The organism is Streptomyces sp. NPDC058464 (genome assembly GCF_042721035.1).
Lineage (GTDB): Bacteria > Actinomycetota > Actinomycetes > Streptomycetales > Streptomycetaceae > Streptomyces.
Map to the genome: position 1 here is coordinate 35,755 of NZ_JBHXMA010000037.1, position 26,282 is coordinate 62,036.

Annotated in this window: 20 protein-coding genes; 7 read left to right on the forward strand and 13 right to left on the reverse strand. The window is 69.4% G+C overall.

The genetic code is table 11. The features are described 5' to 3' along the window. The first annotated feature begins 53 nt into the window (after positions 1–53). From ACFWPQ_RS37955 to ACFWPQ_RS37975, 5 genes are all read left to right on the forward strand, one after another. On the forward strand, positions 54–1,337 hold the full coding sequence (locus tag ACFWPQ_RS37955) for an ABC transporter substrate-binding protein (protein WP_384045352.1): 1,284 nt from the start codon (positions 54–56) through the stop codon (positions 1,335–1,337). Positions 1,338–1,489: 152 nt separating this feature from the next. After that, positions 1,490–2,287, forward strand: coding sequence for an alpha/beta fold hydrolase (locus ACFWPQ_RS37960; RefSeq protein ID WP_384045355.1), 798 nt, complete (start codon positions 1,490–1,492; stop codon positions 2,285–2,287). Beyond that, positions 2,284–3,879: a beta-xylosidase gene (locus ACFWPQ_RS37965; protein ID WP_384045357.1), complete on the forward strand. Its 1,596-nt coding sequence runs from the start codon at positions 2,284–2,286 to the stop codon at positions 3,877–3,879. Before ACFWPQ_RS37960 ends, ACFWPQ_RS37965 begins: the two co-directional genes overlap by 4 nt. A gap of 102 nt (positions 3,880–3,981) precedes the next feature. Beyond that, positions 3,982–7,365, forward strand: coding sequence for a Tat pathway signal sequence domain protein (locus ACFWPQ_RS37970; protein ID WP_384045359.1), 3,384 nt, complete (start codon positions 3,982–3,984; stop codon positions 7,363–7,365). Between the two features lie 109 nt (positions 7,366–7,474). Beyond that, on the forward strand, positions 7,475–8,674 hold the full coding sequence (locus tag ACFWPQ_RS37975) for an alginate lyase family protein (RefSeq protein WP_384045362.1): 1,200 nt from the start codon (positions 7,475–7,477) through the stop codon (positions 8,672–8,674). Between the two features lie 101 nt (positions 8,675–8,775). Here the strand turns inward: ACFWPQ_RS37975 and ACFWPQ_RS37980 are convergent, their stop codons facing one another. The 6 genes from ACFWPQ_RS37980 to ACFWPQ_RS38005 form a co-directional block, all read right to left on the reverse strand. Then, the gene (locus ACFWPQ_RS37980; protein WP_384045365.1) at positions 8,776–9,795 is read right to left on the reverse strand and encodes a zinc-binding dehydrogenase; all 1,020 of its coding nucleotides are present in this window, start codon (positions 9,793–9,795) and stop codon (positions 8,776–8,778) included. Positions 9,796–9,815: 20 nt separating this feature from the next. Continuing rightward, entirely contained in the window at positions 9,816–10,139 is a 324-nt protein-coding gene (locus ACFWPQ_RS37985) for a putative quinol monooxygenase (protein WP_384045368.1), read from the reverse strand. A gap of 873 nt (positions 10,140–11,012) precedes the next feature. Next, the gene (locus tag ACFWPQ_RS37990; protein WP_384045371.1) at positions 11,013–12,167 is read right to left on the reverse strand and encodes a serine hydrolase domain-containing protein; all 1,155 of its coding nucleotides are present in this window, start codon (positions 12,165–12,167) and stop codon (positions 11,013–11,015) included. 1 nt (position 12,168) lies between these two features. Beyond that, on the reverse strand, positions 12,169–13,692 hold the full coding sequence (locus ACFWPQ_RS37995) for a flavin-containing monooxygenase (RefSeq protein ID WP_384045374.1): 1,524 nt from the start codon (positions 13,690–13,692) through the stop codon (positions 12,169–12,171). Between the two features lie 56 nt (positions 13,693–13,748). Beyond that, positions 13,749–14,786 carry an AraC family transcriptional regulator gene (locus ACFWPQ_RS38000; RefSeq protein ID WP_384045377.1) on the reverse strand — a complete coding sequence of 346 codons (1,038 nt, stop codon included), beginning with the start codon at positions 14,784–14,786 and terminating at the stop codon, positions 13,749–13,751. Between the two features lie 192 nt (positions 14,787–14,978). After that, entirely contained in the window at positions 14,979–15,665 is a 687-nt protein-coding gene (locus ACFWPQ_RS38005) for a PaaI family thioesterase (protein WP_384045380.1), read from the reverse strand. Between the two features lie 213 nt (positions 15,666–15,878). Here ACFWPQ_RS38005 and ACFWPQ_RS38010 point away from each other — a divergent pair, with 213 nt between their 5' ends. Next, positions 15,879–16,463, forward strand: a complete 585-nt coding sequence (locus ACFWPQ_RS38010; protein ID WP_384045383.1) for a TetR/AcrR family transcriptional regulator — start codon at positions 15,879–15,881, stop codon at positions 16,461–16,463. Positions 16,464–17,314: 851 nt separating this feature from the next. Here ACFWPQ_RS38010 and ACFWPQ_RS38015 read toward each other — a convergent pair. After that, positions 17,315–17,575, reverse strand: coding sequence for a hypothetical protein (locus tag ACFWPQ_RS38015; RefSeq protein WP_384045386.1), 261 nt, complete (start codon positions 17,573–17,575; stop codon positions 17,315–17,317). A gap of 318 nt (positions 17,576–17,893) precedes the next feature. Between ACFWPQ_RS38015 and ACFWPQ_RS38020 the strand changes: the two genes are divergently transcribed. Further along, complete coding sequence (locus ACFWPQ_RS38020; RefSeq protein WP_384045389.1) at positions 17,894–18,535, forward strand: hypothetical protein; 642 nt, start codon at positions 17,894–17,896, stop codon at positions 18,533–18,535. Here ACFWPQ_RS38020 and ACFWPQ_RS38025 read toward each other — a convergent pair. The 6 genes from ACFWPQ_RS38025 to ACFWPQ_RS38050 all read right to left on the reverse strand — a co-directional run bounded on the left by ACFWPQ_RS38025 (position 18,525) and on the right by ACFWPQ_RS38050 (position 26,254). Continuing rightward, positions 18,525–19,997 (reverse strand): FCD domain-containing protein, encoded by a 1,473-nt coding sequence (locus ACFWPQ_RS38025; RefSeq protein ID WP_384045392.1) that lies wholly within the window; start codon positions 19,995–19,997, stop codon positions 18,525–18,527. The genes ACFWPQ_RS38020 and ACFWPQ_RS38025 overlap by 11 nt on opposite strands. A gap of 119 nt (positions 19,998–20,116) precedes the next feature. Then, entirely contained in the window at positions 20,117–21,688 is a 1,572-nt protein-coding gene (locus ACFWPQ_RS38030; protein ID WP_384045394.1) for a class I adenylate-forming enzyme family protein, read from the reverse strand. A 26-nt stretch (positions 21,689–21,714) separates the two neighbouring features. Then, positions 21,715–23,016: an acyl-CoA dehydrogenase family protein gene (locus ACFWPQ_RS38035; protein WP_384045397.1), complete on the reverse strand. Its 1,302-nt coding sequence runs from the start codon at positions 23,014–23,016 to the stop codon at positions 21,715–21,717. 12 nt (positions 23,017–23,028) lie between these two features. Then, positions 23,029–23,877 carry an enoyl-CoA hydratase/isomerase family protein gene (locus ACFWPQ_RS38040; RefSeq protein WP_384045400.1) on the reverse strand — a complete coding sequence of 283 codons (849 nt, stop codon included), beginning with the start codon at positions 23,875–23,877 and terminating at the stop codon, positions 23,029–23,031. Positions 23,878–23,909: 32 nt separating this feature from the next. After that, on the reverse strand, positions 23,910–25,139 hold the full coding sequence (locus ACFWPQ_RS38045) for a thiolase family protein (RefSeq protein ID WP_384045403.1): 1,230 nt from the start codon (positions 25,137–25,139) through the stop codon (positions 23,910–23,912). Further along, positions 25,136–26,254 (reverse strand): saccharopine dehydrogenase family protein, encoded by a 1,119-nt coding sequence (locus ACFWPQ_RS38050; RefSeq protein ID WP_384045405.1) that lies wholly within the window; start codon positions 26,252–26,254, stop codon positions 25,136–25,138. The genes ACFWPQ_RS38045 and ACFWPQ_RS38050 overlap by 4 nt, the downstream gene beginning before the upstream one ends. Positions 26,255–26,282: the final 28 nt, after the last annotated feature.

Below are 26,282 nucleotides of genomic sequence, written 5' to 3' on the forward strand. Positions count from 1 at the left end.
CCGTGGTCCTCCTCCGCCGGCTCCCCTGCCCCGGCACTCAGCAAGGAGTAGTTGTGAACAAGGCAAGATCCCTCACGGCCGTGGCCGCCCTCGCCCTCGTCCCCGCGGGCACCCTCACCGCCTGCGGAAGCGGCTCCGGCGCCACCAACACCAGCACCGACGAGGGCACGGTGACCATGGTCACCGACACCAAGGCGGACGTGACAGGCCTGATCGCGGCCTTCGAGAAGAAGTACCCGAAGATCAAGGTGAAGCTGTCCGTCCCCGCCGCGGGCGCCATCATGACCCAGGTGCGCACCCAGCTGACGGCGGGCACCGCGCCCGACGTCATCCGCGTCTGGCCGGCGGGCGGAAACTCCCTCAGCATCCAGGAACTGTCCAAGCAGCACCTCCTGAAGGACGTCTCCGGCAGCAGCTGGACCAAGGACCTCACCGCGGCCAACAAGTCGGCCATGTCCGTCGACGGCAAGGTCTACGGCGCGCCCGTCACCGTCACCGGCATCGGCGCCCTGTACAACAAGCAGGCGCTCGCCGATCTCGGCGTCGGCGAGCCGCAGACCTTCAGCGATGTCCTGAACCTGTGCGCCAAGGCGAAGGCCAAGGGCAAGTCGGCGTTCTCGGTGGGCGCCAAGGAGTCCTGGACCACGCAGATGTACACCTACGCCCTCACGTCGAGCCTCGTCTACGGCCCCGACCCCAACTTCGGCACGGAGCAGGCCGCGGGCAAGACCACGTTCGCCGACTCCGGATGGAAGAAGGGCCTGGAGGAGTTCCAGGAGATGATCAAGAAGGGCTGTTTCCAGAGCAGCCCCAACGGGACCAGCTACGACGAGTCCATCAGCCGGGTCGCCAAGGGCGACTCCGTCGCGGTCGTCATCGCGACCAACGCCGAGGCGGCGCTGAAGCAGAAGGCGCCCAGCGGAACCCAGTTCGGCCTGTTCGCCCTGCCCGCCACCGACAACGCCGCCGACACCTACCAGGTGGGCGGCATCGGTTCGGCGTACGCGATCAACGCCAAGGCCAAGAACCCCGGCCTGGCCCAGAAGCTCCTCGACTTCATCGCCTCGCCGCAGGGCGTCTCCCTGGTCTCCACCGCGACCGGCTCGGGCAACGCGCTGCCGGCGGACAGCAGCTTCCACGCCACCGACGTGCTCAAGCCGATCCTGACCGCCCAGAAGAACGGCCGTCTGACCACCGCCCCCGACCAGTCGTGGCCGGACGCGACCGTGCAGGCCGCGCACCTCACCGCGCTGCAGGAGATGCTCGGCGGCGAGCTGGACGCCCAGGGCGCGCTGAAGAAGCTCGATGACGCCTACGCCAAGGCCGACAAGAAGTAGCGAAACCGCCACGGTGACCGGCCGGCCGAGGGCCGTGGCTCCGCTCCCCCGGAGCCACGGCCCGGCGGACCAGGGACTCCGCGTCCCCGTCGTCCTTCCCACCGTGGGCGCGCCTCCGGTGCACCTCTCACCGACATCGACGAGGAGAACCCGTGCCGGCTGCCCGCCTCTTCCACACCGATTCCGGAGCCGGAGCGACGCACTCCGCCGCGGTACTCCTCGTACACGGCTGGGGCGGCGACGGCCGGGAGTGGTCACCGCACGCCGAGGCCCTGAACGCCGAGGGTTTCCGGACGATCGTGCCCGACCTGCGCGGACACGGCCGCTCCCCGGTCCCGCACGCCGGCAACACCCCGGCCGAGATGGCCCATGACCTGGCCGCCCTCCTCACCGCACTCGACGCGGGCCCGGTGGTCGCGGTCGGGCACTCGATGGGCGGGCAGGTCGTGAACCTGCTCGCCGTCCACCACCCGCACACCGTGCGGTCGGTCATCACCCTGGACCCGGCCCACGGAGCGCCCGAGGACGAACGGGACTCGATGCGGCACAACCTGGCGGTCTACCGGGACCGGGGCGCGGCCGCCGCGGCCGCATTCGTGTCGGGGGCCTTCACCGCGCACTCGCCCTTGGGCCTGCGGACGGCGCACGTCAGGACCATGCTGGGCACCCCCGGTCACGTCATCGCGCAGGCCTACGCGGGCATGTACCTCGATCCCGGCGCGACCGGCCTGCGCCCGGAGACCGAGGCCCTGCTGCGCCGGCGCACCCAGCCCGCGCTCACCGTGTGGAGCTCGGCTCCCTTCGCCGCGTGGGAACGCACCACCCTCCGCGTGCCCGGTTCCCGCGTCGACCACTGGCCGGCGACCGGCCACTACCTGCACGAAGAACACCAGGACCGAACCATCAGGCTCATCCAGGACTGGGCCGAGACCAACGGAGAAGCTCCATGACCCCGCCGGCCATCGCCATCACCGCCGACACCGCCGCTCCCGGCACACCCCTGGCCCACTTCTGGAGCACCTGCGTGGGCGCCGGCCGGGCGGCCGAGGGACTGCGGGCGACCTGGCTGGAGCACCTGAGCACCGTGGCCTCGGCGGCCGGCTTCCGCTATGTCCGCTTCCACGGCCTGCTCCACGACGACATGTTCGTCCACCGGCGCGACCCCGAGACCGGCCGCGTCATCCACAACTTCCAGTACGTCGACGACCTCTTCGACCGGATCCTGGACACCGGGGTCCGGCCCTTCGTGGAGTTCGCCTTCTCTCCGCCGGACCTGGCCCGCGAGAAGGGCACCACCTTCTGGTGGAAGGCCAACGGCGCCCCGCCCACCGACCTGACGGAGTGGGCGGACCTGATCCGCGCCCTGACCGAGCACTGGATCGCCCGCTACGGGATCGACGAGGTGCGCGCCTGGTACTTCGAGGTGTGGAACGAGCCCAACCTCGGCCCCTTCTTCCGGGGTTCGCGCAGCGAGTACTTCGAGCTGTACGCGGTCACCGCGCGGACGTTGAAGGAGGTGGATCCGGAGCTGCGCGTGGGCGGCCCGGCCACCAGCAACTTCGTCCCCGACGGCCGGTTCGCCGGTGAGCACGAGGACACGTCCCAGCACGCCGTGGTCGCGCAGGCGGAGGATCTCGACGCGCTGGACTGGCGGCCGGTGTGGGTGGCGGAGTTCCTGGCGTACTGCCACGAGAACGCCGTGCCCGTGGACTTCGTCTCCTGCCACCCGTACCCCACGGACTGGGCACTGGACGGCCACGGCACCACGCAGCAGTACACGAGGGCGGCCGACGCCACCACCCGTGACCTGCTCACCCTGCGCCGGATCGTCGAGGCGAGCCCCTTCCCCCGGGCCGAGATCCACCTCACCGAGTGGAACTCCAGCCCGTCATCCCGCGATCACACCCACGACCACCTGCCGGCCGCGACCTTCGTCGTGAAGGCCAACCTGGAGTCCATCGGGCTCACGGACTCCCTCGCCTACTGGACCTTCACCGACGTGTTCGAGGAGCAGGGGGCGGGCGACACCGCCTTTCACGGCGGCTTCGGGATGATCAACTACCAGGGCGTCCCGAAGCCGGTCTTCCACGCCTACCGGATGATGCACCAGCTGGGCGACCAGCTCCTGGAGCGCACCGAGGGCGCGGTGGCGACCCGGGACAGCGCCACGGGTGCCCTTTCGGTGCTCGCCTACCACTACCCGCCGGAGGTGTGGCTGGCGCCGCCGGGCTCGTTCGGCGGACGGGAGACGGTCGAAGGCCTGCTGGCCACCGGTGCTCCGCGCCGGCTGCGGGCCGAGCTCACCGGTCTGCGCCCCGGCGCGAGCGTCACCGTCGAGATCCTGGACGCCGCCCATGGCAACGCCATGGCCGCCTGGGCCGGGCTCGGCTCGCCGGAGCCGCTGTCCCGCGACCACGTGGCGCAGCTGCGCAAGGCGGGACACGAGGTCGGCCTGGTCGTCCGTAGTGCCGACGACGAGGGCCGGTTCGTGTTCGACGAAGACCTGACGCCGTGGAGCGTGGTCCTCCTCCGGGAGGTCTGACCCCGCTCCCGGCTCCGCTTGCCCACGGCTGCCCGTCCCTCCCCGCCGGGCAGCCGTGGTGACACCCCTTCATGAGCAGACTCCACGGGACAGGAGATCAAGATGAACGACATGAGCCGCCGCTCGATCCTGAGAAGGGCCGGCGCGATCGCCGGCGCGGCAGCGGTCAGCGCCCAGTGGTGGGTACCCGCCGAGGCGGCTGCGGCGCCGCAGCCGGACCCGGCCGGCCGGTCCGGTTCCGTCCTCGACACCGTCGTGTTCGGCGACACCTCCTCCGAGACGGCGCACGCGCTGAGCGCCACGCACTCCGACGTCGTCGACGGTCAGCTCGGCCAGTCCGCCCGGGTGCTCAACCCGCTGGACCCGGCGGACTGGTGGGGCGGCACCACCAAGTTCACGCTCGACGTGGACCCGCAGAGCGCGAACTACGTCTCCGTCAAGTTCTGGGGCGGCGACTACGCGGACACCGGCGACGACGCCTGGCGGCTGCAGCTGTTCCTGGACGGCAAGGTCCTGGGCTGGTTCGACCAGTGCGTCGTCGACAACATCGACATGATCGACGTGGCGCCCCGGCTGCCCGGCCGGTTCTTCTGCCACACCCTGCCGCTCCCGCTCGGCGCGACCCGCGGCAAGGAGACGCTGGAGATCGAGATCCGCGCCATGGGCCGGATCTGGCCCTACGGCGACGCCAACTCCTTCTACCACAACATGACCAAGCCGTCCCGGGGGCTGTACCGCGCCTACACCCACACCGCACCGCACTTCACGCCCGCGGACGACGACGAGTTCGGCTCGGCCGGTGCCACCACCACCCGGACCAGCACCGACGACACGCAGATAGCCGCGGTCCGCAAGCGCGTCCTCAAGGACCAGGGCTCGCTGCTGTACGGCACCTCGGGCTCCGGCATGGACCCCTGGGGCTACGAGACCCTGCTGCGCGGCTACTACTGGTCGGACTCCCCCGCCTACCAGAACAAGGACGCCCTGGAGCTGGTCTGCCAGTCCATCGACAGCCAGTACCTGTCCTGGAAGAAGGACAGCACCGTGCTGACCGCCTCCGGCCAGCAGTGGGAGGGCTTCGGCCGGGTGGGCGTCGCGCTGTTCACCGGCTGGGACGACCTCCAGGACGCCCTGGACCGCAACGTCACCTCCGGGGCGACCGCGCTGAAGAACCTGGGCTTCGAGGGCGGCGGCGACACCCCGTACGGGTGGACCAGCCCCGGCTGGGCGAGCAACGGCAGCTTCTCCCGCGACACCTCGGTCTTCCGCTCCGGAACGGCCTCCGTGAAGCTCGCCTCCAACGGCGGCAACATGCTGCTCGCCCCCTCCAGCAAGGCGCTGACCGGCCAGGGCGACCTCACCTTCTCGGTCTGGGCCAAGACCGACGGCTCCGTCACCAACCCCCGCGTGAGCGTGCAGTTCTACGACGCCAACGGCAACCACGTCAGCGGCACGTCCGAGTACCACGTCGCCGCCGGCACCACCGACTGGCAGCAGATCACCAAGACCGTCACCGTCCCCTCCGGCACCACCCAGTACGACTTCTGGCTGGTCACCAGTGGCGGTGACAGCGCCTACTTCGACGACATCGAGATCACCGCGCCCGACCCGTCGATCACCACCGCCACCCTGGGCAACCTCGGCTTCGAGAACGGCGACGCGACCCCCAGCGGCTGGACCAGCCCCGGCTGGGCGAGCAACGGCTCCTACGCCCGCGACACCTCCGTGGCCCGCTCCGGAGCGGCCTCGCTCAGCATCACCTCCAACGGCGGCTCCATGCTGGTCTCGCCCACCGGGAAGGGCGCCACCGCCTCCGGCGACCTGACATTCTCGGTGTGGGCGAAGACGAACGGCACGGCCACCTCGCCCCGGGTGAGCGTGCAGTTCTGGGACAGCAAGAACGCCTACGTGTCCGGCACCTCCGAGTACCACGTCGCGTCCGGCATCACCGACTGGCAGCAGATCTCCAAGACCGTCACCGTCCCTTCCGGCGCCACCCAGTACCAGTTCTGGATCGTCACCAGCGGCGGCGACAGCGCCCACTTCGACGACCTCCAGATCACCGCGCCGCAGCCGGCCGCGAAGGCGCCGGTGGCCCGCCGGGACGCCTACAAGGACATGCTGCTCTCCAGCCGCGACTACTGGCGGCAGCACCAGCGCCACTACAGCAACCAGGCGATGTTCACCGCGCTCGGTATCTACGAGTGCAACCGCGGCCTGAAGCTGCTCTCCCCGGGCGACGCCTGGGACGAGGACGAGGCCATGCGCTGGCTGTACGAGTGCGTCGGCCTGGTCCCGTGGCGCGGCCCCGAGGACCAGGACGGCAACCCTGCCTGGACACTGGGTTCGGACTACCGGGTGATCACGCCCAAGGGACTCTCCCGTGAGCTGGGTTACGTCGCCGACTACGGCGAGACCTCGGGCATGCTGGCCCGCATGTACGAGTCGGTCAGCGAGGGCAAGGGCGGTTACGAGGACACCAAGCTCAAGAACCGCATGATCGAGATGGCGAAGTCCCGTTCCTGGTTCCGCTACCCGGCTCTGGACGCGGACGGCAACCAGACCTTCCGCATCGAGACGCAGATCGGCTGGCGCAACGAGCCCTTCCCCGGTGACATCGTCTACACCGAGCGCACCAGCTGGGACGACACCCCGATCTCGGCGACCGCCGTCTTCGGTGACTCCGACCTCGTCGGCTGGAGCCAGCAGATGGTCGCCGACGGCCAGTTCGCGCCCCAGCTGGCGCTGCTGACCAGCACCAGCCTCTACCAGCGCGTCGGTCTGAGCGCGTTCAAGTTCATCTCCAAGCACCTGCCCGCCTTCCAGCGCCAGGCGTCGTCCAGCAGCCGTATGCCGGGCGGCTGGGACCAGCCGGACTTCGTCTTCACCGACGAGGTCAACGCGTGCATCGCCATCAAGCGCGGCAAGGAGATCCTCTACTCCTCGCTGTACTACCGGGCCCGGCAGGGCGTGAACGACCTGGCCCGCGTCCACCTCGTCACCCCGGACTCGGAGAACTCGGCCACCATCCGGGAGACCTCCGTCTTCGACAAGGCGAACGCGGACACCTACACCGTCCAGGACTGGGTCTGCTGGGACTTCGCCATCAACGACTCGGGCAACACCTCCACCATCCCGGCCGGTGGCTGGACCTACTCCGGGCCCACCCTGCACCAGGCGATGGCCGGACAGACCTTCTACCTCGCCCCCGTCCCGGACGACGTCGACCCCGGCCTGGGCACCACCACACTGGGTGTGGAGAAGGTACTGGTCGGCAAGGCGCCGTTCTACGTCCTGGAGTACGCCGGCTACATCGTCGTCATGAACACCACCAGCGACCAGACCATCACCCACCGCCTGCCGGGCAACGGCTCGGGGATCAACCTGCGGACCGGCCGCCCGGTCGCCCTCGGGCGGCCGATCACGGTCCCGCCGCTGACCACCGTGGTGCTCTACGCCAAGCACCGCCGCGACACCTGCGACTGAGCAAGGAACCGACCCGCGCGGCCCGCCCCCACCGGACCGCGCGGGTTCCCGTGGATCCCCGCGGGGATCCGCCCTCCCCTCCCCCCCCAGTTCGGAGACGGTTCACGGAATGCGAGAGGACTACCGCACGGACGACGCCAACAGCAGCGACGGCCCGGGCAGAGGCCATGCCCGTCGGAAGTTCCTCAAGCTGACGGTCGCCGGTGCCGGGCTGGGCGCACTGGCGGGACCGGCCGTCCTGAGTACAGCCGGCCGGGCGAGCGCGGTCACCGCACCGCTGACGTCGTTCACCCACCCTGGCATCCTGCACAACAGCTCCGACCTCGCCAGGATCAAGAGCAGGGTCGGCGCCGGCACGGCCCCCTGGTACGCGGGCTACCAGCAGCTCGCGGCCAGCGGCTACTCCTCGTCGTCGTACTCGATGGCCGGTCCCTACGCGACGGTGAGCCGTGGCAGTTCTGGCTACGGCGGCAACGACGCGCTGTGGAGCGACGCCAACGCCGCCTACCAGAACGCCCTGATGTGGGTGATCACCGGCGACACGGCGCACGCCACCAAAGCCCTCCAGATCATAAAGGGCTGGTCCACGACCCTCACTCTGATCAACGGCAGCGAGGCCGAGCTGGCTGGCGGGATCTACGGGGCCAAGCTGGCGGCCGCCGCAGAGATCATGCACTACACGGCACCTTCCGGCAGCTGGACCTCGTCCCAGATCGCCCGGACCGTCGCGATGTTCGAGGACGTCTTCGTGCCGGTCATCGAGGGCTACGACGACAGCGGCTGGGGCTTGATGTGTCTGCGCGGCATGTTCCAGATCGGCGTGTTCTGCGACAACCTCACGGTCTTCAACGCCGCCTACAACGCCTTCTACACGAACAACTGCTGCTCCCTGGGCCGCATGATCAACTCCACTGGACAGTGCACCGAGAGCGGCCGCGACCAGCAGCACACCCAGCTGATCCTCGGCGCCCTCGCGGAGGTCTGCGAGACCGCCTGGATCCAGGGCCTCGACCTGTACGGCGCGGCCGACAAGAGGCTGCTGTCCGGATTCGAGTACAAGGCCAGCTATAGCCTCGGCAACAACGTCGACTTCACGCCCTGGGGCGGCTGCAAGGTCACGTACAACACCATCTCCAGCGAGAACCGCGGAGAGTTCCGGCCCATCTACGAGATGGGCCACAACCACTACGTGAAGCGACTCGGCGGCTGGGCAGGCTACACCTCCCAGGCCGCTGCCCGGCTCCGCCCGGAGGGCGCCGCCTTCCAGTGCGACCATCCGGGTTTCGGCACCCTCCTCTACACCCGCTGATTCTTCCGAAGGATTCGGCAGATCAGGTCCGCGCGGCGGGTCGGCCCGTGGCTGTGGGGAGCAGGTCTGCCCTCCACCACCGCGGGCCCGGCTTCGGTCTCTCAGTCCCCAAGGACGAAGATCGGCTTGTGGCCGGCGTGACCGGAGGTCAGGACTTCTGGGATCTCGTCCCAGCCGTAGGTCCCGCTGGTGACCAGCTCGGGGTGGAGCGTGCCGGCGGCCACCGCTTCCAGCGTCGGTGTCATGTTCGGTCGCGCATGCCCCTTACCGTTGTGGAAGTGGACTCCACGCTGATAGAGGGAAAGCAGGGGAAGCTGGACTTCGTCGAAATAGATCCCGACGCTGTTGACGTATCCCTCGGGCATGACCGACAGCAACGCCTTGCGCAGTCGCTCGGGGTCGCAGCTGGCGTCCACCGCGAGGTGGAAGTCCTTCTCCCGCTTACCGTTGACGTCCCGAACCTCGGCACCGAGCCGCTGGGCGACCTTCATCCTGACCGGGTCGTCGTCGTAGTAGACGGTACGTGCGCCCGCGCAGTGGACCGCGACATCGACGCAGTAGAGGCCGATGGACCCGGTTCCGCCGAAGACCGCGATCTTGGGATCGGTGATCCCGGCGACGGTCGGCATCACCGTCTCCCAGCCAAGCGCGAAGTTGTCGCCGATCGAGGCCAGATGCACGGGGTCCACCCCTACAGGCAGCTTGGCCAGATTGAAGTCCGCGTAGGGAACGCGGATGAGCTCGTCGAAGGTCCCGCCCCAGGCCCCGTTCACCGGAAGCCCGTACTGAGCGTCGCCGTGCAGGAGACAGCGGGCGGTGTGTCCGAGTCGGCACTGCGCACAGGTGCCGCACGCGATGTGCCAGGCGACGCCGACGACGTCCCCGACCGCGACGTCCGTGCAGTCGGGGCCGACCTCTACCACCGTGCCCACGCATTCGTGGCCGAGCGGGAACGGTCCGAAGCCGGAGAACGGTGTCTTGTCTGCGATGACATGGTGGTCGAGATCGCACGTCGTGGCCGCGAGCGGACGCACAAGCGCATCCGAGCCGTCCACGATGGTGGGGGCATCGACCTCGTCGAAGCGCAGTTGTCCGGGAGCAACGAACATCAAGCTCTTCATGGGAGAAACTCCTCTTTCGGTCAGACGGCGCCGGCGTCGAGGTCACCGACGACGACGGCTTCCAGGAAGACCACGTCCAGGGGGCGGGCCAGTGCCTGAGCCAGGGTGGTGCCGAGCTCCCGCATCGCGGCGCCCTTCATGTGCTCACCCAGCGCCTCCTGCGAGGCCCACTTCTCGATCAGGACGAACTCATCGGTGGCGCCGGCCTTGCGGTGCAGCGCGTAGCGCAGACATCCGGGCTCGGCGTGCACCATGGGCACCGCCGACTTCAACGTCTTCTCGACCAGCTCCTCCTGGCCCGGCTTGGCGACGATCGTCGCGACCAGGACTACCGGATCGGTCATGGGGTGACCCCTCTCAGGAATATAACACTCGTTATAACTATGTCAGACGGAGGACTCTGCTGTTCACAGCGCCCGAGTGATCCGCAGTTGCCTGCGGCCGATCTTTGCCCGCCGACGACTCGGTGATCGCAGCCACGAGTTCGCCGGCCCACACCTTCTTCCATGGCGCGACCATGCGCGGCGACGCATCTCGATCGCACGTCAGGCGCTCCGCATGGGGTCACCTGTGACGACGAGTGCCCTGGGGATTGCCCAGGCAGGGGATGGACGGTCCTGTTGACCGTGCTGGGCAGCGACCACCTGCCGGGCGAGCGTCGTGCCCCGCTCTTCTTCCAGGGGGTACGGCGCTCATGAGCAGGCGGCCGCGTGCGGCCACCGTCGGGTTCAGCACCGCCGCCATGTCGTAGATACGGAAGAACGGGAGGACGGCCGTCATCACGCCCTTCGGCACGCTGGTGGTGCCCGAGCGGTAGGGCGGCACGGCCACCCGCCCCGCCTGGTCGAACCGGTCGGGCGCCTGTTCCAGCGCGAGCGCGGGTGTCCGCCCGGCACCCAACAGCGGCGCCGCGCCCGCACCGAGCCCGGTACGTGTCCAGCGCTGCGGCGGCCGTCGGCTTCAGGGCGGTCACCGTCAGCGGGGTGCGCGCCGTGGTCACGGTGGCGGCGACGCACGGGATCCCGAGGAGAGCCACCGCAGATGCCAGATCATTCGCACACAGCAGCGCCCCCGCGTCGCCGGGGTTGATGCCTCGCGTCGCCAGGGCGACCAGGCCAAGGTCGTCGCACTCCAGAGCCATGGACAGAGAGACACGGACCCCTATCTCAGGCACCTCCACGTCGGCATGGATGCCGGTGAAAGTCATCGGCGCGCCTTCATTCCAGGGCCGCGAACGCGGCCCTGACGTACTCGGTCGTACGATCGCTGCCGAGCAGCCCGGCGCCCATGCGGTTCATGACGTACGAGATCGTGGCACGGCGTTCGGTGTCGATCACGACCACCGATCCGCCCCAGCCCGTCCAGAAGCAGATCCGTCCCGGCGGGAGATACGGCACCGCCGGTGACGGGAGCCCGAACCCGATGCCGAACCGGAGCGGCACCCCGAGCACCAGGTCCGTTCCGTCGGACTGCTGGCGGAAGATCAGGTCGATGTTCCGCGGCGACAGCAGCCGTACGCCGTCCAGCGTGCCACCGCAGGCGATGACGGAATGGATCCGGGCGAGCGATCGGGCGTTGCCGTGACCGCTCGCGGCGCCGATCTCGGCTCGGCGCCACTCGGGGCGCCACGACTCGTCCGCACCACCCAGGGGTCCGGTGAGGGTCTTCACCGCCACACCGTTCGGATCCGCGCCGGCGAGATCGCTCGATCGCGACGGCGGCGGGACGACATCGGCGACCCTGCCGAACTCGGAGTCCGGCAGGCCGATGTGGAAGTCGGCGCCGAGCGGACCCGCGATCTCCTCGGCGAGGAACCGGCCCAGACTGCGCCCGTCGGTCCGCCGGACCAACTCCCCCACCAGATGGCCGTAGTTGAGCAGGTGATATCCGGACGCCGTGCCCGGTGGCCACCACGGTGCCTGCCTGGCCAGCCTGGCCGTGGACGCCGGTACGTCGAGGATGTCCGTGATGGTCACCGGCCGGTCCCACCCCGAGACGCCGGAGGTGTGCGACAGCACATGCCGGACCAGCACCCCCTCCTTGCCGAGCGCGGCGAATTCGGGCCAGTACCGGGCCACCGGAGCGTCGACGTCGAGCAGTCCCCTGTCGACCAGCAGCAGCGCGGCCAGGGAGGTGATCGTCTTCGTGCACGACCAGACGTTCGTGATCGTGTCGCGCCGCCACGGCACCGTACGGCCCTGGTCGGCCCAGCCGCCCCACAGGTCGACCACCGGCTCCCCGTCGACCGTGACCGCGATCGACGCGCCGAGGTCCTTGCCCGAGCTGAGGTTCCGGGCCAGCCGGGCGGCGAGTTCCGCGAACCGTGGGTCGCAGACTCCGTCCAGGTCCGGTACGAGATCCAGGTCCGTCATGTCAGCTTCCCAGGCGGATGTCGTCGTCGGCCGTGCGCACCGACGCACCGGGCACGGCGCGCAATTCGCGACGGAGGTTGGCGCGCGCGATGTCGGCGGCGTCCAGCAGGTAGGTCTGATGCATCCGCCACGGGGGGCGGTGGCCCTGCCGGGGGAAACTCTGGACGCCCCGCTGCACGTAGCCGGCCGCCAGGTCGATCAGGGGCTCCTCGCGCACGCCGGGTTCGGCGGGCGGGGCCACCGCGGCGAGGCCGGAGCGCCGCATGTGGTGGAGGACCCGGCACACCAGACGCGCCGTGAGGTCCGCCCGCATGGTCCAGGACAAGTTGACGTAACCGAAGCAGAGCGCGAGGTTCGGGACGCCGCTCAGCATGGTGCCCCGCCACAGCAGGTGACGCGCAGGGTCTACGGCCACGCCGTCGACGCTCACCTCGATATGACCGAACGCCAGCATGCGCAGCCCGGTCGCGGTCACCACGATGTCGGCCGGCAGCACCCTGCCCGACCGCAGTTGAATCCCTTCGGGGACGAAGCCCTCGATGTGATTGGTGACCACCTCGACCTGTCCGCGCTTGATCGCCTTGAACAGGTCCGCGTCGGCCGTGATGCACACCCTCTGGTCCCACGGCGCGTATGACGGGGTGAAGTGCTCACGTACGGCGTCCTCGCCGATCCGCCGTGCGGCGGCGGTGGTGAGCAGGGTCCTGGCTCGGTCCGGGAACCGTCGGCAGTAGTGATAGAAGGCGTTGGAATAGGCGGCGTTGCGCGCGCGGATGACGCGGTGGGCCAGCCTGGCGGGCAGCCGCCGCCGTACCTTGGCGGCGAAGCGGTCCCGGCGAGGCAGCACGCTGATCCAGGTCGGTGTGCGCTGCAGCATGGTCACTTTCGCCGCGTCGCGTGCCATCGCGGGAACCACGGTGATCGCGGTCGCCCCGCTCCCGATCACGACGACACGCTTGCCCGCGTGGTCGAGCCTCTCGGGCCAGAACTGCGGATGGACCACCGTACCGGCAAAGGACTCGATGCCCGGGAACTGCGGGTCGTGGCCACGCTCGTAGTCGTAGTAGCCGGTGCACAGATAGAGGAACGAGCAGGTCACGACGGATCGCCGGGGGCCGTCCTCGCCGCCGCTCCGCTCGATCGTCACGCTCCAGCGGGCCGTCTCGCCCGACCAGTCCGCCGCGATCACCTTGGTGGCACATCGGATGTGGCGATCGATCCCAAACCGTTCCACGGTGCGCCGCAGGTAGTCGAGGATCTCGGCCCCGTCCGCCATGGAGTTCTCGCCGGTCCACGGCTGGAACGGAAAACTGAGCGTGTAGATGTCGGAGTCGGCCCGAACCCCCGGATACCGGAACAGGTCCCAGGTCCCACCGAAGGACTCGCGGGCCTCCAGCACGGCGTACGACCGGTCGGGACACTGCGACTGCACCCGGTAGGCGGCGTCGATACCGGAGATCCCCGCGCCGACGATCAGAATGTCGACATGGCCGGGCAGTGAGGCGGGGGCTGGGGAACTGGTCATGGCACCTGAGTGTGGAGCTGCTCCGAAGACGTTACTTGCCTCCGGGCGACAAGTTTTTAACCCTGCACGACACCGTGTGACCTGGAGGTTTTCCTGGCGTCACGGCGCACCTGAGTCGGTGTCCTGCCGAACCAACGGCGCACCGCACGAGTGAGCGAGGCCTGTCCGGCGATCTCCACCAGGGACGCCACTTGAGAGAACGGCATATCAGTCTTCGTCAGCAGTCGGTGTACCGCCGTCTTGCGCACGTCGTCGAGGATCTCCTGGAAGGACGTGCTCTCCTCCGCCAGACGCCGCTGCAACGTACGTGGATGCATGTGCAGCCACTCCGAGACCGTGTCGATCCGCGCGGGGACCGTGCCCAGCGCACGGCTGACCGCCGACCGCACCTCGCTCGCGACGCTCTCACGGGGGTCGGTGTAATGCGCCTCGAGGTATTCCACGACCATGCGCCGAAGCTCGGGATTGACCGGGGTGGACATCGGCTGAGCGAAGAGGGTTTTCGGTACGCGCAAAAGAGCTCGGCCTGCGTTGAAACGCACCGGTGCACCGAAGAATTCGGTGTACACCGATTCTTCGGCAAGCGGGGGGTGCGGCATATACACCGCGATTAGCTCATATCCCCCACTCATCGTGATGAGATTGCGGTGCAGCAGCCCTAGGCCCGCGTCTATCGTCTGTGGCTCATAAGGAATATCTGGGTGCAGCATCCGATACTCGACGGCTCCCACACCCGCATAGCGTTCGGGATCATCCTCACGAGAGAGACGAATTCCCTGGTTGTGCACGAACAGGAACCGTGACGCACAGTCCAGCCCTTCTCCGACCGTGTCGCAGTTCCCGACGGCGATGGCCAGCGGGCCGAGCATCGACATGTCCTGATACGCCGCCAGACGCAACCCGAAGTCCGGGCAGCCTAATTTCTTCGTGGCACCGCGCAGGATCCGCCCGGCCGTCACCGCCGCCAACAGTCCCTGATCAGAATCCAGATCACACGGCGAGACACCGAACTCAGCCAACAGCCCCGCTCCATCGCCACCGAGATCGTCAATCAGACGATCGATACCACGAATCGCAGCGGCCCGAATCTCCATCTGTATACACCAACCATATCGTCGAGCCCGCGTGGACCGAATGCCGTTCGCACCACGGGCGAGGGAACCGGATATCGACCGCTCACTCTCGACGAGTGAAGATCGGGGAATCAAACCGAGAGGCCGAATGAGTCGCACGAACGCAGGTACTCATACCCTGAACGGGCACAGCCCGCGCCCCTGCGTTCCGACCTACAGGTCGGGGAACAGTGCGCGTGCGCGGTGTGGATCGGGTACGACGAAAACAGCATCCGCGTTGACCAGGTCCGTGACGGGGTCCGCCTCGGTGGTGATCGAGCCGGTCACGGAGATCTTGCGGTTGTCCGTACCGGAGACACGCGCGACGATCCGCAGCGGTGTCTCCAGCGGGACAGGCCTGCGATAGCGGAGTTCGAGAGAGACCGTCATGCCGGGCGTCCCTTGGGCCGCACAGGCGCGGCCCATGAGTTCGTCCAGAAGCATGGCGCTCATGCCGCCATGGCCGTATCCGGGCGGACCCTCGTGGGCGACACCGAGTGTGCACCGGCCCATCAGCCCGTCGGCGGTCGGCGTGACGCGCACCGGCGGAGCCACCGGGCTCCCGGCTCCGGTCACCGGGCTGTACATGCGCACGCCACCGGGAAACTCGTCCACCTCGGGGATCTCCGCCCGCATCCGCCGCCGTCCAGCCAGCTGGGACGTGACCTGACGGACGGCATCCGCCACCCGATGAAGGGTGTCGGGGGTTGCGGCCGTACGCACGGTGGCCTCCACCAGACTGCGGAGTTCGTCACCGAGGCGGGTGATGGCCGCCTTCTGGTGGTCCAGTTCCCTGGCAGCCAGTCGAGCAGGACCGGTATCGGCGTCACTGGGCGGCGGATCGGTGAGGGGAATGCGCATCGGAATTCTCGGTGCTCCTGGAGAGACTGCGTGAAGAGATTTTCAGTCGTCGTCCCGGCCGGAGGACGAGCCTGCGGAGCGGCCCGGCGGACCGGCCGGTGGGACAACACGGACAACGCTTGTCTTCGACGGCCGCTATGACAGTCGCTATAGACGAGGCCACGCTATGGTATGACGAACGTTATAGGCAACCGAGCCCGAAGGACCGCGTACATGAAGCCCAGCCCGACGGTGCGTGAGCAGATCGTGGCCGGCGCGGCCGATATGATCGGTCGGCGCGGCCTGAACGCGACCAGCATCCGGGAGACGGCCAAGTACACCGGTGCGCCGCTGGGTTCTACGTACCACTATTTCCCCGACGGGAAGCAGCAGCTGGCCATGGAGGCCGTCCGCCACACGGGAGAGTGGACCGCCCGGAGCCTGCGCAAGGCGCTGGAGGCAGGGCCGGTCGCCGGGCTGCGGGGGTTCCTTGCCGTGTGGCGCAGGATCGTCGTGGACAGCGGCTTCCAGGCCGGCTGCCCGGTCCTCGCCGTCTCCATCGAAGAACCGCCCGTCGACGACGAGACGCCCCCCGCCCTCGCTGCCGCCGCAGATGTCTTCACCACATGGGAAAGTCTGCTGGCCGACTCGCTGCGAACACACGGGGTCGAACCGCGGCAAGCGGCCCAGCTCTCGACGCTGATCGTCGCCGCCGTCGAGGGAACCGTCGCGATGTGTCGCGCCAGGCGCAGCGCTCAGCCATTGGACGACGTCGCAGAACAGCTTGAGGCGATCGTCCTGGCGGCGATCAGGAACTGACCAGGCATGCCGCCCTCCGCGCATGCGCTGCACGGCGCCCTCCGTTCCCGTTTCCGGATGCGCCCGGGTCCACCCGGAAGACCAGCAGCGGTCCACGTGATCGACCGTGAGGCGACCGCTGCCGACAACGACCCGACGGCCCGGGCGGGGAGGCGGCCTGGGCCGTGATCTGCTCAGCGGGACGTCATGACATGGTGTTCCCCCTCCCCCTGCCCAGCGTGCAGGTATAGCCCGGCCGCCCCTTTTCGGGGACCGTGGCCGTGCCTGGCTGCCGCACCGTGGACTTCGGGGAGGCACGCCGAGGACGTACTTCGACAGCGCCGCGGTGGGCGGGGCGGACCGAGGATGGCAGAGGCTGGTGCCTGTGCCGAATGCCGGCGTGCCATCGAGTGTGACGTCGGTCAGGTCGGTCGCGCTGCTGCCGTGCAGGCGTGGAGGGGTTGCGGAGCAGCGTGTTGATCGCGTCGCGGAGCGGGTCGAGTTCTCCTCTCGTGTTTCACCGAGACTCCGGGCCATGTCCGCCGCGGCACGCAGCGCACCCGCAGGGTGGGCGTTGCTCAGGGTGTCGGCGAACGGGGGGCACTGGGCTCGGAGACAGCCGAGGTCGCCAGTGTGCCACCAGCAGTCGAACACGGTGGTCAAGACCGTGAGTAGCGTCTCGGGTTTCACCGGATTCTTCCTCAACGACCAGCAGGGCGCCAAGTGACCGCTCGCCGACGTCCGCGTGCGGCAGCGAACTACGCGATCAACCGCGAGGAGACAGTGAAGGCCGTCTACCGGGGTCAGGCTCAGGCGGTTCCGTCGACGCGCTCCAGAAGACCTGTCCGTACGACCCCGCCAAGGCGCGGAAACTACTGGCCGTGCCAGGTTATGCGAAGGGCTTCACGATCAAAGTCCTCGGCGTCCCCAGTACCGACGAACTCGCGCAGGCCATCGCTGGCCGGCTGCACAAGGTCGGCGTCAACCTGCAGATCTCCAGTCACACCATGGACATCGCACAGCAGCTCTTCTCCGGCAAGTGGCCCCTGAACGCGATCCAGCACCAGCCCACCGGTTCCTCCGCGCAGGACCTGAACACGAGCTTCACCGCATCGGCTGTCCAGGACGTCCACAAAGCGAGCCCCCGGGGGCTATACAGCCTTCCACGGTGCCAGGCGAACCGCCGGCCTTCGGCGTCATGCACCTGTACAACCAGGAGTCGCCCAAGAGCTGAGTCGCGCCGGGGTGCGTCGGCCCATCCGGGCTCCCCCGGTTTCCGCCGCCCCGGACCGGAGGGGCACCCCTCCCGCCTGAGAGTGACCTGTGAAATGCGCCGTCTGGTTTGGGCAAGGGGGTCTGCCTAGGGTCTGTGGAACCGGAATCAAATCATCCAAATTCCGGGTCACCAGATCCGGCCGCGTCGTGCGGCCTTTCGAAGGGACGCCACCGCCATGAAGAGAAGTGCGGCGCTCGCCGTCCTCGCCGCCGCCTCGCTCGGGCTGTCCGCCTGCGGCAGCTCATCGCAGTCGCAGAACGCGGCGGAGCAGAGCAGTTCACCGGCGGCCGCTCCCACCGGTGCCATGCCCACGGGTGCCATGCCCACCGGCAAGCCGACGGGCAGTGCGGCACCCGGGATGTCGACAGCGAAAAAGCTGCCCGACTTCTCGTCGTGGAAATTCCTGCAGGGTGGTTCGTGGACCTGTTCGCAGCAGCTCTACGGCTCCACGGTCACCGACACGATGACATGGGACAAGGAGCTCAACGGCGCCTACCTCACCGCCCACGACGTCCTCAAGCCGCCGAGCGGTGTCGGCGGCAACGCCATCGACACCACGATCAGCCTCACCTACAACTCCCGGACCAAGCAGTGGATCTGGTTCTGGCGGGACAGCACGGCCTTCTACGAGGTGGCCTCCTCGTCGGGCTGGCAGGGCAACCGGATGACCATGAAGACCTCGTTCGCCTCCGACGGTACGAGTGCGGTGAACGTGTGGGAGAAGAAGAGCGACAACAAGTTCGTGAACCACTTCACGGAGAAGGACGCCAGCGGCAAGACGACCGTCGACGTACCCGTGACCTGCACTAGGAGCTAGCGGCACGGCTTGAGTGCTGTCCCTCCAGGAAAAGTCGCCGACATCGCTCAAGGCGTTCCTGCTTCTCCTCCTGCCGCAGTTCCGCCTCCTCCACGTCGTTGCGTGCCACGGCGTGGAGGACTGCGCCGGTGGTCTCGGCGTACACCTCCATGATCCAGGAGGGAACCGACGCCTCTTCGGCCATGCTCCACGTCAGGTAGGCCTTCAGCCCGTCGACGAACACCAGGAGAAGGTCGTTGTGCGCCAGTTGGTAAAGCAGCCGCTCGACCGGCTGGATCGCGGCCAGCGGGCCGGCGCGGCGCAATTGCCGCAACCGCGCGTGGAGCGAGTCGATCAGCGTCTCGTCCTCGGACCTGCGGTTGCTCGCGGCGAGCGTGACCATCTCCACCATCAGGGCCTGCAGCGCTCGCTCGGTGTCCGGCAGCTCCGCCTCGCCCGACGCGAGGACGGCGCAGAGCCGACGGCTCAGGGAGACGGAGTCCGGCCGCCGCGTCACCAGGCCACCGCCGCGCCCGGGCAGCGTGACGGCCGTGCCCTCGTCCTCCATGATGCGGGCCGCCTGCCGGATCACGCTCCGGTCGGCGAACAGCCGATCGCACAGCTCCGCCTCATGGCCGAGCCGCACGCCGCGGCTCCATTCGGCCGGGGTGACCTGCCGCATCAGGGTGTGGACCACGTCCAGCGCGGTCATGGCGTTCACGCTCGACGACGGTGACGGCGGGACCGCGCCCGGTCCATTGGTGCGCTGGGCCACGGACAGGTTGTGCTTCTCCGTGTCCAGAAACAGGCCGCGCGTCTCACGCACGGCTGTACGGGTCCGCCCCTCCCGCAGATCGTCCTGGATCCGCTTGGCCCGTTCGGCGACCCGCTCCACCGACCCGGTCCCGCGGGCCGGCGGAAGCAACGGGATCAACAGCCGTGCCAGGCAGGCGAGCGTGGCGTTGCCACTCCGTTCGATCAGACCCGCGGCCCACTCCCGCAGCCACGCCGCCGCCTCGGAGCCGGTCGCCGGCTCGGCGCCGGTCCACGCGTCACCCGGTTGTCCGGACAGCAGCCGGACCGCGGCGGCGTGGACCGCTGCCCACGCCTCAAGGATCTCCACCGCGGTCGTACCGGTCAGGTAGGCGTGGTCGGCGACCGCGTCCGCCAGTTGCGCGCCACGGGGCCGGGAGAGCGCGACTCCGCCCCGGCGGCCCCGCAGCGTCCGGACGGACCCCCGCGCCTGGAGAATGCGTACGGCCTCCCGTGCCACATCACGTCCCACACCGAAACCCGCCGCGAGATCCGACTCGTTCCCGTACACCCTGCCGACGGGCCAGCCGTCGCGGATGAAGCGTTCTTCGAGGTCGCGTGCGACCCGGAGGGGCAGCTTGCACGAGCCTTCCGCCAGGCCGACGATGCTGGAATAGAGTTCGGAGAGGGCCACGGCCGCCCCGTCCGCCCGATCTTGGAACGTTGCCACGATCGCGACGGTAGACGGCCTGGCTGAGGACAACGTGAACGTCCGCTCAGAACTCCTTTGCCTCGGTGTTCCGGGGGTGGGGCCGGTTCCCCCGTCGCCGGGTCGTTGCCCTGGCGTCGTCAGATGGCACGTCGGTGAGCGCGCCAGAACGGTTCCCGTACGTCCTTCTTCAGCACCTTGCCGTTGGCGCTGCGGGGCAGCCGGTCGACGAAGACCACCGACTTGGGCGTGCGGATGCCGCCGAGCCGGGGTCGGCAGTACGCGATGAGCTCGTCCTCGGTCACCTCGGCGCCCTCGTTGCGCTCGACCACGGCGGTGACGGCCTCGCCCCAGTCGGGGTGCGGTGTGCCGATCACGGCGCAGTCCTGCACCGCCGGATGTGCCCAGACGACCTGCTCCACCTCACTCGGGTAGACGTTGAACCCACCCGAGATGATCATGTCCTTCTTGCGGTCGGTGATGTGCAGGAAACCCTCCGGGTCGAGGTGACCGACGTCGCCGGTGTGCAGCCAGCCGTCGACGATCGTCTCGGCGGTCCGGTCCGGGGCCTTGTAGTACCCCTTCATCACCAGATCGCCGCGCACACAGATCTCACCGGTCTCTCCGGCCTGAAGGATCCTGCCGGTCGCGTCGAGGATCTCCACCCGCGTCAGCGGGCCGGGCCGGCCGGCCGCCGACAACCGCGCGTCGTCGGCGATCTCCCCGTCACGGAAATGCTCCTCGGGGCGGAGGAACGCGATCGCCGACGGCGCCTCCGTCTGGCCGTAGCCCTGGAACATCACCGGGCCGAACACCTCGATGGCCCGGCGCAGCTTCTCCGTGGACATGGGTGCGGAGCCGTACATGAGGTACTTGAGCGAGGAGAAGTCCCGCCGCTCGATCCCCGGCATCTCCAGCAGGCGGTAGATCACGGTCGGCGGCAGGAAGAGTTCCGTGACGCGGTGCCGCTCGATCAGGTCGACCAGGGCGACCGGGTCGGGGCGGCTCATCACCACGACGGTTCCGCCGCGGGCCGTGCACGGGAGGGTGAGGGTGCCCGCGGTGTGGGTCATGGGCGCGGCCACGAGGTTCACGACGCGCTCGCCCGGCGCGTAGGGCGCGGCCAGCATCTGCTGCACGGCGCTCACCCCGAGGCCGCGGTGGGTGTTCATGACGCCCTTCGGCGCTCCCGTCGTGCCGCCGGTCGGCATGACACCGGCCACGGACGACGGGTCGGGAATGTGCTCCGGGAGGTCGCCGGACGCGTCGCGGAGGAACTCCTCCAGGGTGATGGCACCGGCGGTGGAGGCCATGACCGGGTCCGCGCCGAGCGACACGACGGTGCTCAGCTGCTCCAGTTCGGGCCGGAGCTTCCCGACGAGCGGCAGGAACTGCTCGTGGCAGAACAGCACCTCGCAGTCGAACCCCTCCAGGAGGCGGTGGATCTCCTCCGGCGGATTGGCCGGGTTGACCGGTACCCAGGCCAGACCGGCCCGCCACATCCCGAGCACACACGCCCACGCGACCGGGTCGTTCCCGGCCAGGACCGCGCCCTTGGTCTCCGGGGGGATGTCCCGCTCCAGCAGCGCGTTCGCCACCCGGCACGAGATCTCGCCGATCTCCCGGTAGGTGTACGAGCGCTCGCCCGCGACGAAGGCCACCCCGTCCGGGTCGGCCCGCCAGCCGCGGTCGAAGAAGTCGGTCACTGCCATGGTGTTTCCTCTCGTTTTCGCGCCGCTCAGGGCCGTGCCCAGCCCGCGCGGTGCAGGAGGGAGGTCAGATGGCCGAACTTCATGGACAGCAGGTGGTTCTCGCCGTCCTCGATGCGGGCGGCCCGCGCGTCGCGGAAGAGCTTCTCCACCGGGTACTCGCGGGTCAGTCCGTAGCCGCCGAACAGCTGGAGGGCCTCGTCGGCGACCTCGAACGCGAGGTCGGTGCAGGTGACCTTGGAACCGGCCGTGTAGTAGGGGTGCTTGCGGGGGGACAGGAAGGTGTAGTCGGTGGCCCGCCGGGAGACGGCCCGCATGGTCTCCACCTTCCGGGCCATGCCGCCCAGCCGGTACTGGACCAGCTGGTGGTCGGCGAGCGGGGCGCCGCCCTGACGCCGTTCGTGGCAGTACTCCAGGGCGTGTTCGAAGGCGGCCCGGGCCAGGCCCGTCATGATCTGCCCCATGGCGACACCGGCCGAGGACCAGGTGGCGGCGTGTCCGGGCCAGTAGCCGTCGCCCGCGGACAGGGCGAAGCGGAGCGGGACCCTGACGTCGTCGAAGTACACCTCGCCCTGCGGCAGGGCGCGCTTGCCGAGCTTCTCCAGCGGCCTGCCCCGGCTCACCCCGGGCAGGTCCAGGGGGACGATGACCTCGACGCCGCGCGGGTGGCCCTCCTCGTCGAAGAAGCCCTCGCCGTAGTCGGCGGCGATGGTGAGCAGGCCGACCTGGGCGACCGGGCCGTTGGAGACCCATGCCGAGCTCTGCCCGTTGACCACGATCTCGCCGCCGGACACCCGGGCGGTCAGGTTGCCCTTGTTGCCCTGGGGGGCGCGGGCGTGCCGCTCGGCCGGGTAGAGGCTCAGGCCGTCGGAACCGCGGTCGGGCTGGGTGCCGATCCAGCAGCCGAGACGGCCCTCGCACAGGCCGACGAGTTCCTGGTTGCCCGCGCGGGCGGCCATCATCCCCGGGAAGGCGCCGGCGCCGAGCGAGACGGCGAGCCCCGCGTCGCCCCAGCCGAGTTCCTCGACGGCGATGGCCTGCAGGCGCGCCAGGGCGGCGGGCGGTACGTCGTCGGCGGAGGCGTCGAACTCGATGCCGGACGCCGCCACGGTCTTGAGGAACTGCCAGTACGGCGAGTCCGGGGCGACCGTCTCCTCCGCGCTCAGCCTGTCCAGTGCCACCCCCGCCGGGCGCATCACCTCGCGGGCGAACCGGTGCATGGCCTGCTGGACGGCCCGCTCGTCGTCGGCGAGGGGCGGTTCGAAGCCGCTCAGTTCGACATGCGGCAGGCCGGGCCGTACCCCGGACGGGGTCTGTGTCCGCTCGGTCATCGTCCGGCTCCTCTACTTCGCCGCGGCGGCCGAAAGGACGCCCGCGATCGTCTCCGGCAGGTCCAGTTCGTGCTCGACGTCCTGGAGTCCGGCCAGTTTCGCCAGGTGCTCCTGGACCGCGGGGATCGCGAGCAGCGTCCGCATGGCCTCGTTCTCGACGGCGAAGCCGGCGAACTGGGCGTCGACCGCGCTGTTGTAGACCTTCGCGAAGACCTGGTTGACGGACGCCACGGACCCGGCGGAGCGGGCCGCGAGGCGCCGGGCGAGGTCGTCGACGTAGCCGCGTATGCCGTCGGCGGGCAGGGCGCGGTTGACGATGCCGTACGCCGCGGCCTCCGCTCCGTCGAAGTCCCGTGCGGACAGCAGGACTTCGCGGGCCCGGGCCGGACCGATCTGGAGCGCGAGCCGTGTGGTGCCGCCGCCCGTGGGCAGGAAGCCACCGCTCGCCTCGGGGAAGCAGAACCTGCTCCCGGGGGTGGCGAAGCGCATGTGGGTGGCGAGCAGGAACTCCAGGCCGCCGCCACGGCAGACGCCGTCGACCAGGCCGACGGTCACCTGCGGCAGCGCCTCCCACAGGGTGGTGAGCGCCTGGAGCACGTTGATGTCGTCGTACTTGCTCTGCGGCACGTCCGGGTCGTTCATGGCGCGGAACATGTCGTCGAGGTCGAAGTGCGCGACGAAGAAGTCGGGGTTGGCGCTGCCCAGGACCACCACGGAGGTCTCCTGGTCGAAGACCAGTTTTCCGGCGAGGTCGAAGAGCTCGCCGACCATCTCGATGGTCATGAGGTTGAGGGGCGGGTTGTCGAGGTCGACGTGGAGGATGCGGCCTTCGCGCCGGAGGGCGAGCGTGTTGTAGGTCATGACGGCTCCATCGGAAGTGGGGTGACGGGAGGTCAGGCGCTGAGGACGGTGATCGCGGCGACGGCTTCCTCACCGCCGTACATGCCGCCGCCGTTCTCCGCGAGGGCGATGCGCGCGTCGGGGACCTGCCGGGCCCCGCTCTCGCCGCGAAGCTGTTGCACGAGTTCGAAGACCTGGGCGAGGCCGGAGGCGCCCATGGGGTGCCCCTTGGACTCCAGGCCGCCGGACGGGTTGACGGGGATGCCGCCACCGAGCGTCGTGGCTCCGGACTCGGCGAGTTCCCCGCCCGATCCGATCGGGCAGAAGCCCAGCAGTTCCGTCTGCAGCAGTTCGCCGAACGCCGACGCGTCGTGGACCTCGGCGACGGACACGTCCTGCGGTCCGACACCGGCCTGCTCGTACGCCGTGCGGGCCGCGAGCGCGCTGACCGAGTTCTCCCAGTCGGACAGGGCGCGCGCGGTGCCGGTCGCGAGGACCGAGGCGAGGACGCGGATGGGGCGGGTGGCAGCGAGACGGCGCAGCCCGGCCTCGTTGCAGACCAGGGCCGCGGCGGCGCCGTCCGTCAGCGGCGCGCACATCGGGACCGTCAGGGGTTCGGTGACCGTACGGGCCGCGAGGATCTCGTCGGCCGTCATGGCCTTGCGGAAGTGCGCCAGCGGGTTGTCGACGGCGTGGGCGTGGTTCTTCTCGGCGATGAGCGCGAGCTGCCGCCTGGTGGTGCCGAAGGCCGACATGTGCGACCGGGCGAGGGCACCGTAGATGTCCATGAACCTGCTGCGCGGCACCGACTCGTCGGCCGCGCTGTCGCCGCCGAGTTCGCGGAGCACCGCCCGCACCCCCTCGGGGTCGTGGACGTCGACGCCGCCGTCGAACAGGCCCAGCATCTTCTTCTTGTCGTCGACGTTCGTCTTCTCCACGCCGACGGCCAGCACGACGTCCGCCGCTCCGGAGCGGACGTGCAGCACCGCCTGGTGCAGTGCCGTCGCGCCGGTGGCGCAGGCGTTCTCGACGTTGACGACGGGGATGCGCTCGAAGCCCATCGCGCGCAGCGCCATCTGGCCGGGCACGACAAGCTGGCCCTCCAGCACGGACTGGCAGGTGTTGCCGAAGTAGGCCGCCTGCACGTCGCCCGGTGCGGCACCCGCGTCCTTGAGCGCTTCGGTCACCGCGTCCCGGGTCAGGTCCTTGACCGAGGCGTCGCGCCGCACCCCGAACGGTGTCATGCCGACACCGGCGATCCACACCGGTTCGAGCGGGCTCACGCCGCGCTCTCTTCCGTGATCCGGGCGAACCCGTACGACTCCAGCGCGCCCATCAGCTCGCGGTGCCCGACCAGCTCGGCGGGCGAGCGGAACCCGGTTCCGTTGTGGGTGGAGCCGAGCAGCCGCATGGCCGTGTACGCCTGCATGAGACCGGTCATCTGGTAGCCGGTGCTGCTGTGGATGACGACCCGGGCGGTGGCCGTGTTGCCCCGGGCGGTGCACCAGTCGACGGACCGCTGGATCTGCCGGTTCTCGCGCGGCGGGCTGTCCGCTGTCATGCCGGCGGCCATCCGGTCCAGCACCGGGTACAGCGTCTCCTCCGGCAGCCACTGCAGGGAGACCTTGAACAGCCGCTCCAGGTCGACGACCCGCCTCCAGATGTCCTGGTTGTGCATCGCGACGAACATGCGGCAGTTGCGGACCCTGCGGTCGTCGCGGAAGAACACCGGCATCGCGGTGCCGCCCCAGTTCGTGCCGGTGACCACGTACCCCGAGCCGGGCACCACCAGGTCCTGCACGACGACGCCGTCGTACTTCCTGAGCCGGCCGTCCTCCAGGTAGTGCGCCTGCGCGCGGATCACGTCGAAGATCGACTGGGTGGAGCCGACGGTCGGGATGGCGTTGGCGTAGGAACCGAGTTCCAGGGTGTCCACGCCCGGCGTCTCCAGGCAGATGCGGGCCGCGATGTCGTGGAGCGCGTACTGGATGGACACCGCCGTCGAGGCCACGAGACCGGCTTCGGCGAACTTCGGGCCCCACTCGTCGAGCAGGCTCAGCATGTGGCTCTGCTCACCCGCGGTGTCGAGGTAGTGACAGCCCGCGCGCAGCGCCGCCTCCACGACCGCAGGAGCGTAGCGCAGGAACGGGCCCACGACGTTGCACACCACACGGCGGCCTTCGAAGAGCCGGGTCAGCGACTCGACCGAGCCGTCCACCTCGGCGATCTCGTAGTCCGCGGTCTCGATGCCGGGAACCTTGCTCATGACCTCCTGCACCCGGTCCTTGTTCCGGCCCGCGGCCACGAAGGGGATGCTGTACTCACGGAGGTATTCGGCCACCAGACGGCCGGTGGAACCGCTGGCTCCGTAGATGACGACCGGGCGCTTTGCGTTCACCGCTGGTCCTTCCCTGATGGGCCGAGGT